Origin of the sequence: Schaalia sp. ORNL0103 (assembly GCF_019429565.1) — a bacterium.
Taxonomy (GTDB): Bacteria; Actinomycetota; Actinomycetes; order Actinomycetales; family Actinomycetaceae; genus Pauljensenia.
Genome location: NZ_JAHXSA010000001.1, coordinates 1,082,378 through 1,100,605 on the forward strand (window position 1 = coordinate 1,082,378; position 18,228 = coordinate 1,100,605).

18 protein-coding genes are annotated in these 18,228 nt (G+C 66.1%); all 18 read right to left on the reverse strand.

Going from position 1 to position 18,228, the window contains the following annotated elements:
* Window positions 1-97: 97 nt before the first annotated feature.
* The 18 genes from JJJ16_RS04780 to mraZ all read right to left on the reverse strand — a co-directional run bounded on the left by JJJ16_RS04780 (window position 98) and on the right by mraZ (window position 17,831).
* On the reverse strand, window positions 98-1,003 hold the full coding sequence (locus tag JJJ16_RS04780; RefSeq protein ID WP_219751985.1) for an RluA family pseudouridine synthase: 906 nt from the start codon (window positions 1,001-1,003) through the stop codon (window positions 98-100).
* A gap of 8 nt (window positions 1,004-1,011) precedes the next feature.
* Window positions 1,012-1,515 carry a signal peptidase II gene (lspA, locus tag JJJ16_RS04785; RefSeq protein WP_219751576.1) on the reverse strand — a complete coding sequence of 168 codons (504 nt, stop codon included), beginning with the start codon at window positions 1,513-1,515 and terminating at the stop codon, window positions 1,012-1,014.
* Between the two features lie 70 nt (window positions 1,516-1,585).
* Complete coding sequence (locus tag JJJ16_RS04790) at window positions 1,586-2,167, reverse strand: DivIVA domain-containing protein (protein WP_219751577.1); 582 nt, start codon at window positions 2,165-2,167, stop codon at window positions 1,586-1,588.
* A 172-nt stretch (window positions 2,168-2,339) separates the two neighbouring features.
* Complete coding sequence (locus tag JJJ16_RS04795) at window positions 2,340-2,651, reverse strand: YggT family protein (RefSeq protein WP_219751578.1); 312 nt, start codon at window positions 2,649-2,651, stop codon at window positions 2,340-2,342.
* Between the two features lie 8 nt (window positions 2,652-2,659).
* A complete protein-coding gene (locus JJJ16_RS04800) occupies window positions 2,660-3,112 on the reverse strand; it encodes a cell division protein SepF (protein ID WP_034464341.1) in 453 nt (150 codons plus the stop codon).
* Between the two features lie 179 nt (window positions 3,113-3,291).
* Entirely contained in the window at window positions 3,292-4,050 is a 759-nt protein-coding gene (locus JJJ16_RS04805) for a polyphenol oxidase family protein (protein ID WP_219751579.1), read from the reverse strand.
* Complete coding sequence (gene ftsZ / locus JJJ16_RS04810) at window positions 4,050-5,303, reverse strand: cell division protein FtsZ (protein WP_034464337.1); 1,254 nt, start codon at window positions 5,301-5,303, stop codon at window positions 4,050-4,052. The genes JJJ16_RS04805 and ftsZ overlap by 1 nt, the downstream gene beginning before the upstream one ends.
* 127 nt (window positions 5,304-5,430) lie before the next feature.
* Entirely contained in the window at window positions 5,431-6,318 is an 888-nt protein-coding gene (locus JJJ16_RS04815) for a cell division protein FtsQ/DivIB (RefSeq protein WP_219751986.1), read from the reverse strand.
* 59 nt (window positions 6,319-6,377) lie between these two features.
* Window positions 6,378-7,769, reverse strand: coding sequence for a UDP-N-acetylmuramate--L-alanine ligase (gene murC / locus JJJ16_RS04820; protein ID WP_219751580.1), 1,392 nt, complete (start codon window positions 7,767-7,769; stop codon window positions 6,378-6,380).
* Entirely contained in the window at window positions 7,762-8,886 is a 1,125-nt protein-coding gene (gene murG, locus JJJ16_RS04825; RefSeq protein ID WP_219751581.1) for an undecaprenyldiphospho-muramoylpentapeptide beta-N-acetylglucosaminyltransferase, read from the reverse strand. The genes murC and murG overlap by 8 nt, the downstream gene beginning before the upstream one ends.
* 72 nt (window positions 8,887-8,958) lie before the next feature.
* Window positions 8,959-10,254, reverse strand: a complete 1,296-nt coding sequence (locus tag JJJ16_RS04830; RefSeq protein WP_219751987.1) for an FtsW/RodA/SpoVE family cell cycle protein — start codon at window positions 10,252-10,254, stop codon at window positions 8,959-8,961.
* Entirely contained in the window at window positions 10,202-11,647 is a 1,446-nt protein-coding gene (murD, locus tag JJJ16_RS04835; protein WP_219751582.1) for a UDP-N-acetylmuramoyl-L-alanine--D-glutamate ligase, read from the reverse strand. The genes JJJ16_RS04830 and murD overlap by 53 nt, the downstream gene beginning before the upstream one ends.
* On the reverse strand, window positions 11,644-12,729 hold the full coding sequence (gene mraY, locus JJJ16_RS04840) for a phospho-N-acetylmuramoyl-pentapeptide-transferase (protein WP_219751583.1): 1,086 nt from the start codon (window positions 12,727-12,729) through the stop codon (window positions 11,644-11,646). The genes murD and mraY overlap by 4 nt, the downstream gene beginning before the upstream one ends.
* On the reverse strand, window positions 12,726-14,123 hold the full coding sequence (locus JJJ16_RS04845; RefSeq protein ID WP_219751584.1) for a UDP-N-acetylmuramoyl-tripeptide--D-alanyl-D-alanine ligase: 1,398 nt from the start codon (window positions 14,121-14,123) through the stop codon (window positions 12,726-12,728). Before JJJ16_RS04845 ends, mraY begins: the two co-directional genes overlap by 4 nt.
* A gap of 17 nt (window positions 14,124-14,140) precedes the next feature.
* Entirely contained in the window at window positions 14,141-15,874 is a 1,734-nt protein-coding gene (locus tag JJJ16_RS04850; RefSeq protein WP_219751585.1) for a peptidoglycan D,D-transpeptidase FtsI family protein, read from the reverse strand.
* Between the two features lie 17 nt (window positions 15,875-15,891).
* Complete coding sequence (locus JJJ16_RS04855) at window positions 15,892-16,284, reverse strand: membrane protein (RefSeq protein ID WP_034464322.1); 393 nt, start codon at window positions 16,282-16,284, stop codon at window positions 15,892-15,894.
* Window positions 16,281-17,288 carry a 16S rRNA (cytosine(1402)-N(4))-methyltransferase RsmH gene (gene rsmH / locus JJJ16_RS04860; RefSeq protein ID WP_219751586.1) on the reverse strand — a complete coding sequence of 336 codons (1,008 nt, stop codon included), beginning with the start codon at window positions 17,286-17,288 and terminating at the stop codon, window positions 16,281-16,283. Before rsmH ends, JJJ16_RS04855 begins: the two co-directional genes overlap by 4 nt.
* A 111-nt stretch (window positions 17,289-17,399) precedes the next feature.
* Window positions 17,400-17,831, reverse strand: a complete 432-nt coding sequence (gene mraZ, locus JJJ16_RS04865; RefSeq protein ID WP_003792696.1) for a division/cell wall cluster transcriptional repressor MraZ — start codon at window positions 17,829-17,831, stop codon at window positions 17,400-17,402.
* Between the last annotated feature and the right edge of the window lie 397 nt (window positions 17,832-18,228).

Consider the following 18,228-nt stretch of genomic DNA (forward strand, 5'->3'; position numbering starts at 1 on the left):
CCCACGGCGAACGCCCCGAGCGGAGCGGTCGTTCATCTCACGGCGGACAGCCACGACGAGGCCGGGGCCGAGGAGGGTGACGCACCGTGCTGTCGGGTCAGTCGCGCGGGTGGCGCAGCTCCTCGAGAGCATCGGCGAGATCATCCGGATAGGGACTGGACACGCTCATCGGCATGCCCGTGCGAGGGTGGGCAAATCCGAGTCGAACGGCGTGCAGCCACTGGCGGGTGAGCCCCAGGCGCTCCGCCTGGGTCGGGTCAGCGCCGTAGAACGTGTCACCCACGCACGGGTGCCCGACGGCGGCCATGTGCACGCGGATCTGGTGGGTGCGTCCCGTCTCCAGGTGCACCTCGGTGAGCTGAGCTCCCGCCATGAGCTCGAGGGTGTCGTAGTGGGTGACGGCGCGCTTGCCACCGTCGATGACGGCCATGCGCCATTCGCGCGAAGGATGACGACCGATCGGAGCGTCGATCGTGCCCGAGGCCGGGTCAAGGTGCCCTGCCACGACGGCGTGGTACACCTTTTCGATCGTGCGTTCTTTGAACGCGCGCTTCATGACGGTGTAGGCGAGCTCGGACTTGGCGACCATCATCGCGCCGGATGTGCCCACGTCGAGGCGGTGCACGATGCCCTGGCGCTCGGGGGGCCCGTAGGTGGTGATGCGATATCCGGCCGCCTCCAGGTTGCCCAGGACCGTGGGGCCTTCCCAACCGGGGCCGGTGTGTGCGGCGACGCCGACGGGCTTATCGACGACGACGATGTCCTCGTCGTCGTAGAGAATCGCCATGTCGGTGACCGGCGTCGGCTTGCTCTCCGGTTCCGGAATGGTGACCTCGATGATGTCGAGGGCCCCGAGGCGATCGGATTTGCCAGCGGCAACGCCGTTGACGAGGACGTGCCCCTCCCCCGCCAGCTCCGCGCAGCGCGAGCGCGACAGGCCGAGCATACGGGCCAGAGCGGCGTCAACCCTCTCCCCCACGAGGGCGTCGGGGACGGGAAGCATACGGGAGCTCACTGGGCGTCCTCCTTCGAGGGTTCACGGGAGAGCGCGAGGGCCAGCAAAGGCGCCCCGAGGACGATCCAAATGTCTGCTACATTGCCGACGAACCAGTTGCCGTAGGCGATGAAGTCGGTGACATGACCGACGCCGAAGCCGGGTTCGGCAGTCAGTCGGTCGATCAGGTTTCCAACGGCGCCGCCCGCCAGCAGTGCGATCGCCAGCAGGGTCGAGGCGCGGTGGACGCGACGCGCCATCACGACCAGCACGCCGATGATGACAACGGTGAAGATCGTCAGAACCCACGTCTTGCCGGCGGCGAAGGAGAACGCGGCACCCGAATTGTGCACAAGGGACAGCGACAGCCACTGCCCGATGAGCGGGCGCGGCCCCTGGCCGTCGAGGGCGGTCCGCGCCCACATCTTTGACACCTGATCGGTGGCAATAGCGGCAGCGAACACGAGGCCCGCGTACATCCACGTCGCGCGGGTGTGGGTCGGGTGGGAGGAGTCAGCCATGGTTCCCTATCTTAAACGAGCGGCGGCGGCGCACCACGAAGTGCACCGCCGCCGGTCAAAGCGATTGCGATCAGTTCTCGCCGTTGTCGACCTCTTTGAGGAGGGTCTCGAGGTGGTTGCGCAGGTTCGAACGGTACTCGGCCTCGAAGGTACGCAGACCGTTGATCTTGTTCTCGAGCAGCTCGCGCTCCTGGTCGAGCTGGGAGAGCAGCGAGTCCTTCTGCTTCTGGGCGTCGGCGATGATCGCGTCGCGCTCGGCGTTGGCCTCGGCGATGATCTTCGCGGACTGCTCTTCGCCGTCGCGCACGTACTCGTCGTGGACGCGCTGGGCGAGGGCCAGCATGGAGGTGGCGGACTCCGCATCCTGCGGGCCGGTGAGGGCCGGGGCGGCGGGGGCCGGGGTCTCGACGACCGGAGCTGCCACGGGGGCGGGGGTCTCGGCCGGCGTGTAGTCGGAGTTGGACAGCTCGGCAATGCGGCGCTCAGCGGCCTCGAGCTTTTCCTTCAGATCCTGGTTCTCCATCTGCAGGGAGTAGATGGTGGAGACAACCTCGTCGAGGAACTCGTCAACCTCGTCCTGGTCGTATCCCTCGCGGAACTTGACGTACTGGAACTTCTTGTTGAGGACATCCTCGGTGGTGAGCAGGGCCATTTCTTCGCCTCTCGGTCGTTTCGATTGGACGTGCGGAAGCCGCACGCCTGGACGACCGGGAAGGCCGCCCGCTATCACGTCACGAAAATAATAACTGAAATTGTCACACTAGCAACATCCATCACGAGGTGAGGGTCGTTTTTGTGGGACCTCTCATCCCCCTTTTTGAGCTCTACAGGCTCAAAAAGTACAGGAAACTAGCGAATCGCTGCCCAACGATAAGCACCAGGAATAAGAGCATGAAACCGACATCGATTGCCATGCCTCCACCCAGACGCAGGGGCGGAACGAAGCGTCCGATCCACCGAATCGGAGGATCAGTCAGCGCGTAGAGAACATTCGCGAGGACCAGCAGAATGCCACTCGGGCGCCATCCGCGCGCGAAAAACAGACCCCAGTCCAGAATGACGCGCGCTAACAGCACCATCATGTAGAGGTTGATGAGAACGCTCAGTCCCCACCCGATCCAGCCAAGAATGGCCACGAGCGACCTCAGCCCTGGTTGTAGAGGGAGCCGCGACGGCCGGAGGTGTTATCGCCCGCAACCTCGACCGTGGCCGGGGACAGGAGGAAGACACGGTTGGTGACGCGCTCGATGACGCCGTGCAGGCCGAAGGTCAGGCCGGCTGCGAAGTCAACCAGCCGACGCGCCTCTTCCTCGCCCATGTCCGTGAGGTTGATGATGACGGGCGTACCATCGCGGAACGCCTCACCGATCGTGACGGCATCAGAGTAAGCGGTGGGGTGGATCGTCACGATGCGAGTGAGATCCTCGGCCGGCTCGTCACGGCGAATGCTGGTCAGGGTCGGACGGGACACGGGAGTAATGTCGGCCACGGGAGCTACCTCTTCCACCTCGTCGAATTCGTCGAATTCATCGATGGGCTCCTCCGGTGAGTACCAGCCCATAAACTTACGTGCGCGTGCACCGAACGACTCGCTCATTGTTCCTCCTTCAGCCGATGCATAGCCACAAGCTACAGTTACCGAGCGGCATCGCCGAGCAGGGCGCTCGGCGCGTCGCAAGGACCGCGCCGGCGAGCCTCGTCACGAGGTGTTTCAGCGCCGAACCATGGCACGGGAAAGCCGCCAACCCACGGTCCATTCAAAGGCATAGGTGCCAGTCAGGCGGGAAGGATGATGAGCGCCTGGCGACCGCAGGAAGAGTCGGCGCGATAGGAGAAGAGGTCGGCGTCCTCGAGGGTGCAGCGCTCATCGATCACCACTCTCACGCCCCGGGCTCCCAGGGTCGAGGCTGCAGCGCGGGGAAGGTCAAGTGCAGGAGTGTCCCACGACGTGACGGAACGGATGCCGGGCATGAGTTCTTCGCTCTCATCGGCCATGTCGGCGGGCACCTCGTAGCAGCGCCCGCAGATCGCCGGACCTATCAAGGCATCGATCGGGCCACCGTCGAGGCTACGGATGCGCTCAACGGTCTTGTCAAGGATCCCGCCGAGAAGGCCGCGACGACCCGCATGCACGGCTGCGACAATCCGACCGGAGGCGGCGGAGAACACGACGGGCAGGCAATCCGCGGTCTGCACGGCGAGGGCAGGAGCTCCCTGCCAGCCACGGGCATCGACGATGATGCCGTCGGCGTCGACGGGCCCCCACTCCCCCGTCGCAGGCTTACCGAGCGCCTCTCCAGAAGCCGCCAGAATGGGCGCGCTCTCACCTCGAACGATGAGCTCCACCCGAGTCGAATGAGTCTGATCCATCCAGACGATATCGCGTCCGAGCGTCGCCGCCAGGGCACGCCTGCGCTCACGCACGAGCGGCTCCTGGTCGCCCACGTGGAGGCCAACATTGCCGCATAGCGCACCGGTGCCCGGGTCCACCTCCGTGAGGTGGACCCGGGCACCGGCCCAGAGCTTGTCACTCATCAGCGCAGGAAGGGAGGAATATCCAGCTCTTCCTTCTCGGGCGCCTCGGGGTAGACGCGAGGAACCTCGAAGGAGTGCTCGGACTCGGACTCCTCGTACTCAGCGGCAGCGGGCGTCTCGACGGGGGCCGGAGCGGCCTCACGCACGGGAGCCGCAACGTCGGCGCGGTGCTGCGGGCGACGCGTCGACAGCTGAGTGATGCGGGTGGTCTCGGCGGCCGGAGCCTTGGCCTCGGGGGCGGCGGGACGCTGCTGAGCCACCGGAGCGGACACGCGGGCAACGTTCGGACGCGACAGCGCCGCATCCGCGGCCTCGTCAAAACCGGCGGCGATGACCGTCACGCGGATCTCGTCACCCAGAGCATCGTCGATGACGTTACCGAAGATGATGTTCGCCTCGGGGTGGGCTGCCTCGCGCACGAGCTGCGAGGAGCTGTAAACCTCTTGCAGGCTGAGGTCGGAGCCACCCTGGAAGAACATGAGCACGCCGTGGGCGCCGTCGATCGAGGCTTCCAGCAGCGGGGAGGAGATGGCGCTCTCGACGGCGCGCAGTGCGCGATCCTCGCCGGTCGCCGCACCGATACCCATGAGGGCCGAACCGGCGTCCTTCATGACCGACTTGACGTCGTTGAAGTCCACGTTGATGAGGCCGGGGGTGGTGATCAGTTCGGTGATGCCCTGGACACCCGAGAGGAGCACCTGGTCGGCAGCACGGAAAGCGTCGAGCACGGAGATGTTCGCGTCAGAGATCTCCAGGAGACGATCGTTCGGGATGACGATCAGGGTGTCGACCTCTTCGCGCAGGGTCGTCACGCCGCCCTCAGCCTGAGCCGCACGACGGTTGCCCTCGAACGAGAAGGGACGGGTCACAACGCCGACCGTCAGAGCGCCAGCATCGCGGGCGATCTTGGCGACAACGGGGGCGGCACCGGTACCGGTGCCACCTCCCTCACCGGCGGTCACGAACACCATGTCCGCACCCTCGAGCGCGGCGGTGATCTCGTCGATGTGATCCTCCGCAGCCTTACGACCGACGGCCGGATCCGCGCCGGCGCCCAGGCCGTGCGTCAGTTCGCGACCGATGTCGAGCTTGGTCTCGGCATCGGACATGAGCAGAGCCTGCGCGTCAGTGTTGACGGCAATGAACTCAACGCCCTTGAGGCCGACCTCGATCATTCGGTTCACGGCGTTAACTCCGCCGCCGCCGACGCCGACGACCTTGATCACTGCCAGGTGGTTTTGCGGTGTCGCCATGGATGTCTCCCTTGCATCAGACCCTCAACCTCTAGTTGAAGGTTGATGTTTAACGTGCTTCGTGTCGGAAAGAACCTAGGGGTCCGCGGGCAATCCTTCAAGCCAACACGCGGACAAAAGAAAAGGCTTAACTGGTCACAGGGTGATTCGGCGACGACACGTCGTAGGTGCTCGCCTGAACATTAGCTAGTAGAGTCGCCAACACCCGCGCCTTTTGCGGCGCATCTCCGCGGGTTCCCCACTTGACGGTCTGACCACCGCGCAGCGTGAAGTTCACCTGAGTTCCCGTCGACGTCACGGCCGACACCTGGGCGCGCGTCGCCTCGTCCAGAGCACCCAGCACGGAGGCAATATCTGCCGCGCCGGTGGCCCGGTCCTCCGGCAGCGTCGCGAGCGGGTAATCCCCCGCCGACGGCACCTGCTGGAAGGCGACGCCCTGATCGTCCACCAGCCAGTAGCCACCCGACGCGGCCTCAACAGCCATGCCCGTCCGCATCGTCACCGACACGCGCAGGCTCGTCGGCCATCGACGCGACACGCTCGCCGAGCGCACCGCCACGTTCGACTCCACCGCGCGAGCCACCGCTTGCGTGTTCAGGCGCGTGAGCGGAACCCCCTCGAAGGAGGCGATTGACGAGCGCACGGAATCCGCCGTCACCAGCGTGCCATCCTCGCCGGAAACGACGACCGCGGACGACGAGAACGCGAAAACGGGCGAGAAGAACGCGACCCACACGCCTCCCGCTGCAAGCGCGAGCGTCACAAACGTGATCGCGATACGACGAGCGAGGAGGATACGACGCGCGCGGGTGCGCTCACGCAGTCGATCCCCCAGATCCGTTGTCTCCTCGCCGCCCAGCAGGGATGCGGCATCGGCGACGGGCATAGGACGGTCCACGGTCGTGCGCGCACGGCGGCGCTGCGTGAGCGAGGAGGCACGACGCTTCGGCTCCTGCGCTTCCTCATCCGCCGACGGGGACACGACCTCATCGAAGGATGAGGCAGCCTCCTCCACGCGCGACGACGGCTCCTCGTGAGAGCGAGCACCTCCCGGGCGCCTCGGCGACGGTGGCCTCATGCCCCCATCCGCTTCCACTCATCGAGCACGTCAGACGCACAGTGAGTGATCGAACCAGCGCCCATCGTCAAGCACACGCCGCCCTCGGGAGTCATAGAAGCGGCCAGGCGGGCGGCCTCGTGCATGTCCTCGACGTAGGACGCGCCCTCAATGCGCGACGAAATGAGGGACGAGTCGACTCCCGGCTCAGGATCCTCCCGGGCGCCGTAGATGCCCGCGAGCACGACGTGGTCAGCGCCCGACAGCGCCTGGGCGAAACGCTCCGCGAAGATGCGCGTGCGCGAGTACAGGTGCGGCTGGAACACGACGGTCACATCGCCCTCGCCTGCCACGACATGCGCCTCACGGATCGCGGCCTCCACCTCCGTCGGGTGGTGGGCGTAGTCATCGAACAGGCGACGCGAACCGACCTGGCCGCGGGCCTCGAATCGGCGTGCCGCGCCGCTAAACTCTCCCAGCCCGTCGGCGATCGCCTGAGGCGACAACCCGCATTCGATGCCCGCGACCCACGCGGCAGCCGCATTGAGCACGTTGTGCTCGCCGGGGACGCTCAGCGCCAGCGACGCGCTGAGTTCGCCCCACGTCAGCGACGCGCCAGCCCCGTGTGCCTCGACGTGCACGTCAGCGATCACCACGTCGGGGGTACACAGCGAACGCTCGACGCGACCGTAGGTAACGACTCGCAGCCCTTCGGCGCGCGCAGATTGGGCCAGCCGAACGGCACCCTCGTCCTCCGCGCACGTCACCAGCAGGCCCCCGGGGACCATGCGGCTCGCAAACTCGACGAAAATCTCCTCGAACTCCTCGCGGGAGTGGTACCGATCCAGGTGATCAGGCTCGACGTTGGTGACGATCTCGATCGCCGGGGTGTAATTCAGGAACGAGCCGTCCGACTCGTCCGCCTCGGCGACGAACACGTCCCCGCCGCCCAGGTGTGCGCCAGTACCCAGCTGGGGCAGCACACCACCGACGGCCACCGACGGGTCCAGCCCGCAGGCCGACAGGCCGATCGCGAGCATGCCCGACGTCGTCGTCTTCCCGTGCGCGCCGGCGACGCCGACGAAACGCATGCCTGAGGCCGCGAGAGCAAGAGCCTGCGAGCGGTGAATGACGCGCTGGCCGCGCTCGCGCGCAATCGCCAGCTCCGGGTTGTCCTCGCGGATAGCCGTCGAGACCACGACCACGGAGCTCGGGTCCACGTGCGAGGCCTCGTGCCCGACGAAAGCGCGAACGCCCACCGAGCGCAGGTGCTCGAGAACGGCGGACTCCTCACGGTCAGAGCCTTCGACCGTGGCGCCTCGCGAAGCCAGCAGCTCCGCGACGACGCTCATGCCCGCGCCGCCGATACCAATCAGATGGAAACGATCCTGCAGCGTCGGCTCACTCATGGCCGGCCTCCTTTACCTGCTCAAGAGCCAGATCTGCCAGCGCACGGGCAGCTCCCGCGCGGCCCAGCGACTGGGATGCGGCCGCCATGTCCGCCAGGCGGGTCGAGCCCAGCAGCGGGAAGACGTTACGGCGCACGAAGTCGGCCGTGAAGTCCTTGTCGTCAACGAGCTGCGCGCCACCGGCGGCCACGTGGTCCGCCGCGTTCAGACGCTGCTCACCGTTGCCGATCGGCAGCGGCACGTAGATGCAGGGCAGGCCCAGGGCCTCCATCTCGGCCACGGTTCCCGCGCCCGACCGACACACGACGAGGTCTGCGACGGCCAGCGCATCCTCCATCGTCGTCAGGTAGTCGATCACATGCCAGCGATCCGACAGACCTGCTGCCTCGACGGCGGCGCGGACAGGCTCGTCCTTGCCGCGGCCGGTCAGGTGCACGACCTGGGCACCCTCCGGAAGCGCATCGGCGGCACCGGTCATCGACTCGTTCACGTGCAGAGCTCCCAGCGAGCCGCCCGTCACCAGCAGCGTCGGCTCATCCGGGTTGACACCGAGGCGTTCGGCAGCCTCGCGACGCGCCTGGGCAGCGCCCTCAGCGTCTGCGCGGCGGTCCGCAAGCTCAGCGATCGCCGCACGCAGGGGTAGGCCCGTCACGACCGTGCGGCCGTTGCGCGCCTTCAGCGGAGAGGAGGGGAACGTCAGGGCGACAACCTTCGCGTTGCGCGCGCCCACCTTATTCGCCAGGCCGGGGCGCGCGTTCTGCTCGTGAATGACGATCGGCACGCCCGCACGCTTCGCCGCGATATACGCGGGCGTCGACACGTAGCCGCCAAAACCAACGAGGACGTCAGCGCCCTCCAGGGCCTGAGCACAACGCTTTACGGCATCCGCGAAACGACCGGGAAGAGTGAAGAACGCCAGGGAGGGACGCCTCGGCAAAGGAACGCGGGGAATCTCCACGAGCGGGAATCCTGCGGCGGGAACCAGATCCGCCTCCAAACCAGCCTTCGTCCCCAGGACGACAACCTCAGCGCCGCTCTCGCGCAGCTGCGCCGCCGTCGCCAGCAGAGGATTCACGTGACCGGCGGTGCCGCCGCCAGCCATCACAACCTTGACCATATGCGTCTCCTTTACGCGTGTGCGTAACACCAGTGTAGCGAGCCGCGCAGGCCACCAGGTGCCGCAGGCGTCTTAGCGCGCCGAGCGACGGCGAGGAGCGACGCGGGGATCACGCCCAGCCGAGGCCTCGTCGGGGCGGCCGATCATCCAAATACCCGCGCGTGCTCGAGCAAAAGAGGCGACGACGGCGATCGCGGTGATCGTAAACAGGAACGACGAACCGCCGTAGGACACGAGCGGCAGAGGCACGCCGATAACCGGTCCCAGCCCCGTCACGGACAGGACGTTGATGACCGTCTGGATGCCAATCCACGAGGCCACGCCCGAGGCCACGATCGTCACGAACAGATCCGAAGATTCGCGCGCCACGCGGAACATGCCCCAGATCAGCAGGCCCAGGCACAGGAGCACGCCGAGGGCACCAAGCAGGCCAAATTCCTCGCCGACGATCGCAAAAATGAAGTCCGTGTGCGCGGCCTGCAGGTAGTTCCACTTCTCGCGCGAGGCTCCCGGCCCGAGGCCGGTCAGGCCACCCGAGCCCAACGCCCACAGCGAGTGGTCGATCTGTTCGGGAGCGGACTCATCCGGCCCCTTCGAGGTGCCCGGAAGGATCGCCAAAATACGGCGGATACGCGTCGGGTTCGACAACACGAGCAGCACCATCGTCGGAATGGCGAGCATAACGAGTCCGCCGAACCAGCGTTTAGGCAGACCGGCCACCCACATCGCTCCCAGCGCACCAACAGCCACGACCATCGCGGTGCCCATGTCTCGACCCAGCATGACCGCGCCGAGCGCCGTCAGGATCGGCAGGCCGACGGCCAGACTCATCGCCTTCCAATCACCGCGCTTGGACGCCGACTTCGAGACCATGAAACCCAAGAAGACAATGAGCGCAAGCTTGAGGAACTCTGAGGGCTGGGCCATGATCGGGCCCACCTTCACCCAGTTCGCGTTACCGCCCTCCGAGCGTCCCAGAGGGCTGAGGACCAGGGACTGGAAGCCGAGCGCGCCCACGAACATGACGGGAGCCAGGTTCATGAGCCACCGCTGTGGCACGAGAAGGACAATCGTCGCGATCACGAGCGACACAAGAATGATGATGAGCGGTCGAGCGTACGCCGTGTAGGGGTTCTCCCCCTGCGCGATCGCGGTCACGGTCTGCGCGGAAAAACCCATGATGAGGCCGAACACCGACAGCAGAAGAGCCGGCAGAATCACGAGGTAGTACGTCGTCGCCGGGTCGTCCTTGCGTTCCTGGCCCGACCCGAAACGGATACGAGGCAGGGTGACCGTCGGGATGTGCCAGCCGCGCTTATTCGTCGCCACCGGCGCTCCCCCACTGAGCCGCCAGGCGCGACACCGCATCGGCGAATGCGTCACCGCGCTGGCCGTAGTTATCGAACTGATCCCATGACGCGCAGGCCGGGGCGAGCACGACGGTGTCGCCCGGCATGGACAGTGCCACGGCCTCGTTGACGACCGAGAACATCCAATCCTCGTGGCCGTCGACCTCGACGCGAGGGACGTTCGGTGCACCGGCCTGCAGCGCTTCCACGAGAGGCGCGCGCTCCTCGCCGATAACGACGACACCGCGCAGCGTCGGCTCGACCTGGCGGATCAGTTCCGTGAAGTCCTGTCCCTTCGCGTCGCCACCGACGATCCAGATCGCGCTGCGCGGCGGAAGTCCGGCGAGAGAGGCGCGCGCCGCGTGCGCATTCGTCGCCTTCGAATCGTCCACCCAGGTCAGGTCCGCGGCGTGGGCGATAATCGCGCGACGGTGTCCGGCCGGCCGGAACGCGCGCAGACCCGCCTCGACTGCCTCGGGCTCAACGCCGTAGGCGCGGGCGAGGGCCGCGGCAGCCAGGGCGTCCGACACGACCGCGGCGGACGGGTGGGGGCCGTATGCCCCCGCCAAGTCAGAAATGTGCGCGAGGGCGGTAGCGTGACGCGCGCGATCCTCCACGAATGCACGGTCAACCAGCAGGCCCTCGACGATGCCGAGCTGAGAGACGCTGGGCGAGCCGAGGGTCAGCCCGACCGCGCGAGCCCCCTCCACAACGTCGGCGTTTTCCACCATCTGCTCCACGCGTCGATCAGACGCGGGGTAGACGCAGGCGCGGATCGTGTTCTCGTAGACGCGCGCCTTATCGGCCGCATAGGCCTCCACGCTGCCGTGCCAGTCCAGATGATCGGCATCCACGTTCAGGCAGATCGACGCCAGGGGCGAGACCGTCCGCGCCGTGTGCAGCTGGAAGCTGGATAGCTCCACCGCGAAGACCTCGGCGTCGGAGTCAATCGCCCGCGTAATCGGCGTACCGATATTGCCGACCTCCTCGGCCTTGGCGCCCGCGCAGCGCAGGATCTCGCCGAGCATACCAACCGTCGTCGTCTTGCCGTTCGTTCCGGTCACGACCAGCCACGGGCGACCCGCGTGCGGGCCTTCCTCCTGCAGACGCCAGGCGAGTTCCACCTCGCCCCACAGGTCGATGCCGGCGGCCTCGCAGGCCGAGAAGACCGGGTGGTGTGCGGGAATACCAGGAGACACGACGACGAGGTCGGGGCTGGCCTTGACGATCGCTTGTGCAAGGGTCTCGGGGTTATCGTCGACGTGAACATCGACGCCGGCGACGTCATCGAAGAACACGGACTGTCCCCCGCGCGCGTCGAAGGCACGCACTTGCCAGTCGCGCGCGAGCAGCGCGCCAGCAGCGCCCTGCCCGGACTTGCCCCAGCCGACGACAGCAGCGAAACGGCTCATCGAAGTGACACCCACTCCGCGTAGAACATGCCCGCGCCGGCCACCGCGATGATCGCGGCGATCAGCCAGAAGCGGATCACGATCGTCACTTCCTTCCACCCGAGCAGCTCGAAGTGGTGGTGCAGCGGCGCCATGCGGAAGACGCGCTTGCCGGTGGCCTTAAAGACGCCGATCTGGATGACGTCGGACAGGACGACGGCGACGAAGAGGCCACCGACGACGATGGCGAGCAGCTGCGTCTGGGTGAGGATCGACAGGCCTGCGACAGCTCCACCGAGAGCGAGAGCACCCGTGTCACCCATAAAGATTTGCGCCGGCGAGGCATTCCACCACAGGAAGCCCGCAAGGGCACCGATCAGTGCGGCACAGAAGATCGCCAGGTCGAGCGGATCTCGCGTCGAGTAGCAGTTCGCCTGGTTCGCACCGAGCTGCGTACACGCCTGGATGCGCTGGAAGTAGGTGATGAACGTGTACGCACCAAAGACAAAGATCGAAACACCCGCGGCCAGGCCGTCGAGGCCGTCCGTCAGGTTCGTCGCGTTCGACCAGGCCGTCACGATGAGGTTGGTCCAGATGAGGTACAGGACGATTCCCAGACCGAGGCCCGCAAAGCCCAGGGTCAGGGCCGTGGGACGCGCGAAAGAAATCGCGAGGGTGCCCGGATACTCACCGAACTCGTTGGGCTTGATGAGCGTGCCCAAGGCAAAAAGCGAGGCCACGGCGACCTGACCGATGATCTTGCCGGAGGGGTGCAGACCGAGAGAACGCTGACGCATGATCTTGATGCCGTCATCGAGGAGGCCGATGACGCCCAGGCCGACGAACAGGAAGATCAGCAGCAAGCCGGACCACGACGGCCCAGCACCGGCGACAAGAGAGCCAATCAGCCATGCGACGACCGTCGCGAGGATGATGACGACGCCACCCATCGTGGGCGTGCCGCGCTTGGTGAGGTGCTGGGTCGGCCCGTCCTGGCGGATGAACTGTCCGTACTGGTGCATGACCAGGAAACGGATGAGGATTGGCGTGCCCGTCACGGACAGGGCCATCGCGATAATAAACGCGGCAATAAGTCCAATCACCGGGTCGTTCCCTTCTCCCGCAGGATGTCAGCCACCTGCCACGATTGCGAACCGAAAGAACCCTTGACGAGGACGACTGCGCCGTCCTCGGCGTGTTCCAGGGCAAGCCGCGCGGCATCCTGCGGATCCGCGGCAACCTCGCGATTGGGCACGTCGGGTGCTCCCTCTAGATAGTAGTGGGCATCTGTGCCGAGACCAATGAGTGTGTCGACTCCCGCATCGGCGATCAACGCGCCCACCTGCTGGTGAAGCGACTGGGAGTCCTCGCCCAGCTCGAGCATCTCACCGAGAACGGCGATGCGCTGGCTGTCGCGACCAATCGAGGCGAGGGCAGCGATGCCCGCACGCATCGAATCCAGGTTCGCGTTGTACGAGTCATCGATCAGCGTCAGGTCCATCCCGTCGACGCGCAGCTCGTGGACGTCCATGCGGTGCGGGCTCAGCGCACGAGCGCGCGAGAGGACAGTAGCCACGGTCTCAAGACCAACCCCGAGGGTGAGCGCACCGGCGGCTGCGGCCAACGCGTTCGCAACGTGGTGGCGACCCACGATCTTCAGCTCGACGGGGGCTTCCCCTTCGGGGGTCACCAGCGTGAAGGATGCACGGTCGGCGCGATCGAGGCGCACGTCGCGCGCGACGACGTCAGCACGCTCGTTGCCCGACGCCGAGAAGCGGATCACGCGTCCGGTTGCCAACGGCGCCATGGCCTCGACGTTCGGGTCGTCCGTGTTGAGGATGACCGGACCGCCCGGGCGGGTTCCCTTGATGAGCTCGGCCTTCGCAGCCGCAACACCTTCGAAACCGCCGAAGCCACCCACGTGGGCGTGGCCAACGCACAGCTCGATGGCCACGTCGGGGGCGACGATGTCCGTCAGGTAGGTGATGTGGCCGGGCCCTGAAGCACCCATCTCAAGGACGAGGTGACGCGTCGTCTCGTCGGCCAGCAGCACGGTCAGCGGCAGGCCGACCTCGTTATTGAAGGACAGCTTGGGGGCGACCGTCGGCCCGTCCTCGCTCATGATCTGGAGCAGCAGGTCCTTCGTGGTCGTCTTACCCACGGAGCCGGTCATCGCGATGACATCGAGGTCGCCGCCACTGCGCAGCTTCTCGACGTGTGCGCGGGCCAGCGCCCCCAGTGCCTCGGTCGAATCTTCGACGACGATCTGGGTCACGGCCTCGTCAACCTCGTGCTCGACGATGACGGCGACCGCGCCGCGCGTGGCCGCACCGGACACGAACGCATGACCGTCGGCACTCTCACCGCGGCGCGCAACGTAGAGCGACCCTGCCTGAGCCTCGCGGGAATCCGTCACCACGGGCCCCGTCACGGGAACATCGTTCCCCACGAGGCGACCCGACACTGCCTCAGCGATCCACTGGGCTGATGCCTGCATGCTTTACTCCTTCAGACTCACGGGGTCGTCGGATACAGGTTAGCTGACCCCGTAGACGCGGGGATACCCAGGTTCGCGACCGCCGTACGCGCAATGTCGCCAAAAAGCGGGGCTGACGAATCAGATGAGACCGACGCCACCTTCGGATTGTAGAGAACCACGGCGATCGCCAGGCGCGGCGCATCCGCGGGGATAATACCCGCGGTGGTCGACACGAGGCCCGCGGCGCCGTCGATAACGGTCTCTGCGGTACCCGTCTTCACGCCGACCCGGTAGCCCGGGACCTTCGCGGCGCCAGCGGTACCCAGGTCATCCTCAACGACGGATTCCATCATGGTCAGCAGCTGCGAGGCCGCCTGCGCATCCATGACCTGCACGGGCTGGCTGGTATCGGGAACCTCGACCGTTCCATCCGCGTTCGTCCACGACTTCACGATGTGCGGCGAAATGCGCACTCCCCCGTTCGCGATCGTCGCGATTGCGGAAGCCTCCTGCATCGCCGTAATCGCGTAGGCCTGTCCGAACATCGTTACGTAGCGATCGCGGCCCTGCCACTGGTCGGCACTGCGCAGCAGACCCGCAGATTCGCCGGGCAGCTCGATACCGGTCTCCTGACCAAAGCCGAAGCCGCGCATCATCGAGTAGCGCTGATCATCGCTCATCGTCTGACCGATGAGTACCGTTCCCGTGTTCGAGGACTCCGCCAACACACCCGTCGCCGTCAAGGTCTCACCATCGTGCTCGTGGAAGTCCGTGATCGGGCCACCGGCATCGGGCAGATCCAGCGCGTAGGGAACCTGGAAGACGCTCGTCGGGGTGATCGTCCCCTGGTTGAGAGCCGCTCCCACGGTCACGAGCTTGCCCACCGAGCCCGGCTCGAAGGTGTCCTGCACAGCGTGCACCTTCTGAGGCTTAGCGTTGTCGGGTTCCGTTGAGTTCGAATCCGCCATGACGAGGACATGCCCCGTCGCGACATCTTCGATGACGACCGCGCCCCAGTCGGCCTGGTGCTTCGCGACGCGCGCGTCCAGGAGGTCCTGCACCTGGTGCTGAAGGTCAGCGTGCAGCGTCAGCTCGACGTTGCCACCGTTCTTGGGCTCCACCGTCGTCTTCTTGCCGCCGGGCATGACGGCGCCGTTAGGAGCGATCTCAAAGGCCTGCGCGCCCGGGGTGCCCGTCAGAAAGGCATCAAACTGCGCCTCCATGCCCGAGGAGCCCTGCCCTTCGGCGTTCACCGTGCCGATGACCGGGGCCGCCACGTTGCCGTTGGGGTATTCGCGTTCGAAGACGGACTCCCACTCGATCCCGTAGATGTCGAGCTTACGGATCTCACGGTAGGTCACGGCATCGACGTTTCGCTTGATGTACTCGTAGGTCGAGTCACCCAGCATCATGCCGCCCAGCTCAGCCTCGTTCATGGCGAGGAGCGGGGCGAGCTGACGAGCGGCCTCAGCGGGGCCTCGCCCAACCTCGTTGCCGTCATCGTCGCGGTGCACATAGGCGCGGATATTCACCTGGTTGACGGCGATGTCGTAGGTCTGGATCGAGTTCGCCAGAACCACTCCGGTTGCGTCGGTGATCGTTCCGCGTGCGGCCGCAACTTCCGTCGAGGAGGTGCGCACACGCTGCCCCTGGGCGGCCAGGGACGGACCTTCAATGATTTGAAGCTGCACGAGCCGCACGGCGCAGATGCTCAGGGCAAAGATGAAGAATCCCAAGACCCAGCGCGAACGCGTGATGACGGTATCCATAGGCACTCGCCTCCGAGTTACTTCGCGGGGGTTCCAGCCTCGACAGTGCCGGTCTCAAGCGTGATGAAACCCGACTTGCCGGCGGGCACCATGCCGTTCGCCTTGGCTGCCTTCTCCAGTTCCGTCGGCGAGGCCTTACGGTCCAGCTCAGCGCGCATGGTCCACGACTGCGCCTCCAGTTCGTTGAGCACGAGCTGCTGCTCGCGGATCTCAAAGGAGGTCTGCGCCATGCGGGTGTTGAGCACCATCGAGGTCACCACAGACGCCAGAGCGACGACGACGAGGAGGGCCACGACAGCCATCAGGGAGCGGCGCGGGCGGGTGCCCTGGACGAGACGAAGCTCGTGAACCTCGTCGCGGCGCAGCTCTGGGCGCGCTGCGGGACGTGCCTTCGCGGTTGCTGCACTCATGCGAGGTCCTTCCATTCACGGATGAGCTCCGCGCCGCGCAGTCGCACGGAAGCGGATCGGGGATTGTGGTCTTGTTCGGCCTGGTCGGCCTTGTTTGCGCCCTTCGTCAGCAGGCGCAGGCTGGGAGCCATCTCATCGGGGATGATCGGCAGTCCGGGAGGCGCTGCGGACGTGGAGCCACGGCGCAGCACATCTTTGACTATTCGGTCTTCGAGGCTTTGGTAGGACTCCACGACGAGGCGCCCGCCGACCCTCAGACTGGACAGCGCCCGCGGGAGTGCCCGCTCCAAGATGGTCAGCTCGTCGTTGACCGCAACGCGCAGCGCCTGGAACGTGCGTTTCGCCGGGTTGCCGCCCGTGCGCCTCGCAGGTGCCGGGATTGCCTCGCGAATGATGTCCACGAGCTCTCCAGTGCGAGTGATGGGCGCATCGTCTCGGCGGCGGATGATGAGCCTGGCGATGCGGGGTGCAAACTTCTCTTCGCCGTAAGCACGCAGGATGCGGATCAGTTCGCCCTCTGAGGCGGTGGCCAACAGGTCCGCCGCGCTCTGCCCGCTCGTCGCGTCCATTCGCATGTCGAGCGGAGCGTCCTTCGAGTAGGCGAAGCCGCGGTCGGCCTCGTCGAGCTGGAGGGAGGACACTCCCAGGTCCATGAGGACGCCATCCACGCGAGCGCCGGCTCCGAGCTGCTCCTCGACGGCCGCATCGATGTTGTCGTAGGTGGTGTGGACCGCACGGAAACGCGTCCCAAAGCGCTCAAGGCGCGCCGAGGCCAGCTCGATGGCCTGCGGGTCACGGTCGATGCCGATGACGGTGAGCCCCTCAAAGCGCTCGAGGGCACCCTCTGTGTGCCCACCCATGCCCAGGGTTGCATCCACGAGAACGGCACCGGGGCGTTCGATCGCAGGCGCGAGCATGTCGAGGCACTCGCGCAGCAGCACGGGGACGTGACGCTCGCTCGCGGGGCGCGACGAATCGCGCACCGACTCCGATGCATCGCGCATGTCGCGCCTCCTTTACGTCTACTTCCTCGATCCGTCCACCCAGGTCCCCCACCGTGCTCCGCCACCGGGGAAGTGATGTCGGAACAGCGGGCGGAGACCTGGATGTACGGGTCAGAACATCCCGGGAATAATCTCTTCTGCTGTGTTGGAGAAGACCTCCTCCTGGACCGCGAGGTATTCGCGCCAGGCCGAGGCATCCCAGATTTCGGCTCGCGAGCCCGCGCCAATGACGGCGAGCTCACGACCCAGACCGGCGTATGCGCGCAGGTCTGCAGGGACGCTGATGCGCCCCTGCTTGTCCGGGACCTCCTTATAGGCACCCGAGAGCATCACGCGGATCCAGTCACGCGCCTGCTTGGACGACAGGGGCGCGCGGCGCAGTTCCGCGGTCATGTTCTCGAACTCCGACGCAGGGAATGCATAAATGCAGTGCTCCTGTCCGCGAGTGAGGACGATTCCGCCCTCCATATCCTCACGAAAGCGCGCGGGCAGGAACATGCGACCCTTGTCGTCGAGCTTGGGCTCGTACGTACCGAGGAACATGTCACCGCCCTCCCCTGTTCGGAACTTTCCCCCACTTTAACCCACCAAACCCCATATTTACGCAGAAACTTACGGCGTGGCGCGAAATACATCGAGCACAAATGGCGGAATTGCAGCGAAAAAATCAGGTGGAGAAAAGTGGGGAAATCTTGCACACACTCGGTGAGTCGCGCCGTCATGGACGTCGGCTGCCAGAGGCGTTAGCGAGGCGCAAAACAAGCGTAATTCGTTGTTATTGCAGCGTTTTCACGAGGCATGGGAGCGTGAAGAGGGCACCGGTGCCACTCTCGGGGAGGACAGTGGGGAGCGAGGTGGGGAATCCCAGGGAGCACAGTGGAGAGCACAGTGGGGAGCACAGTGGGGAGCACAGTGGGGAGCACAGTGGGGAGCACAATGG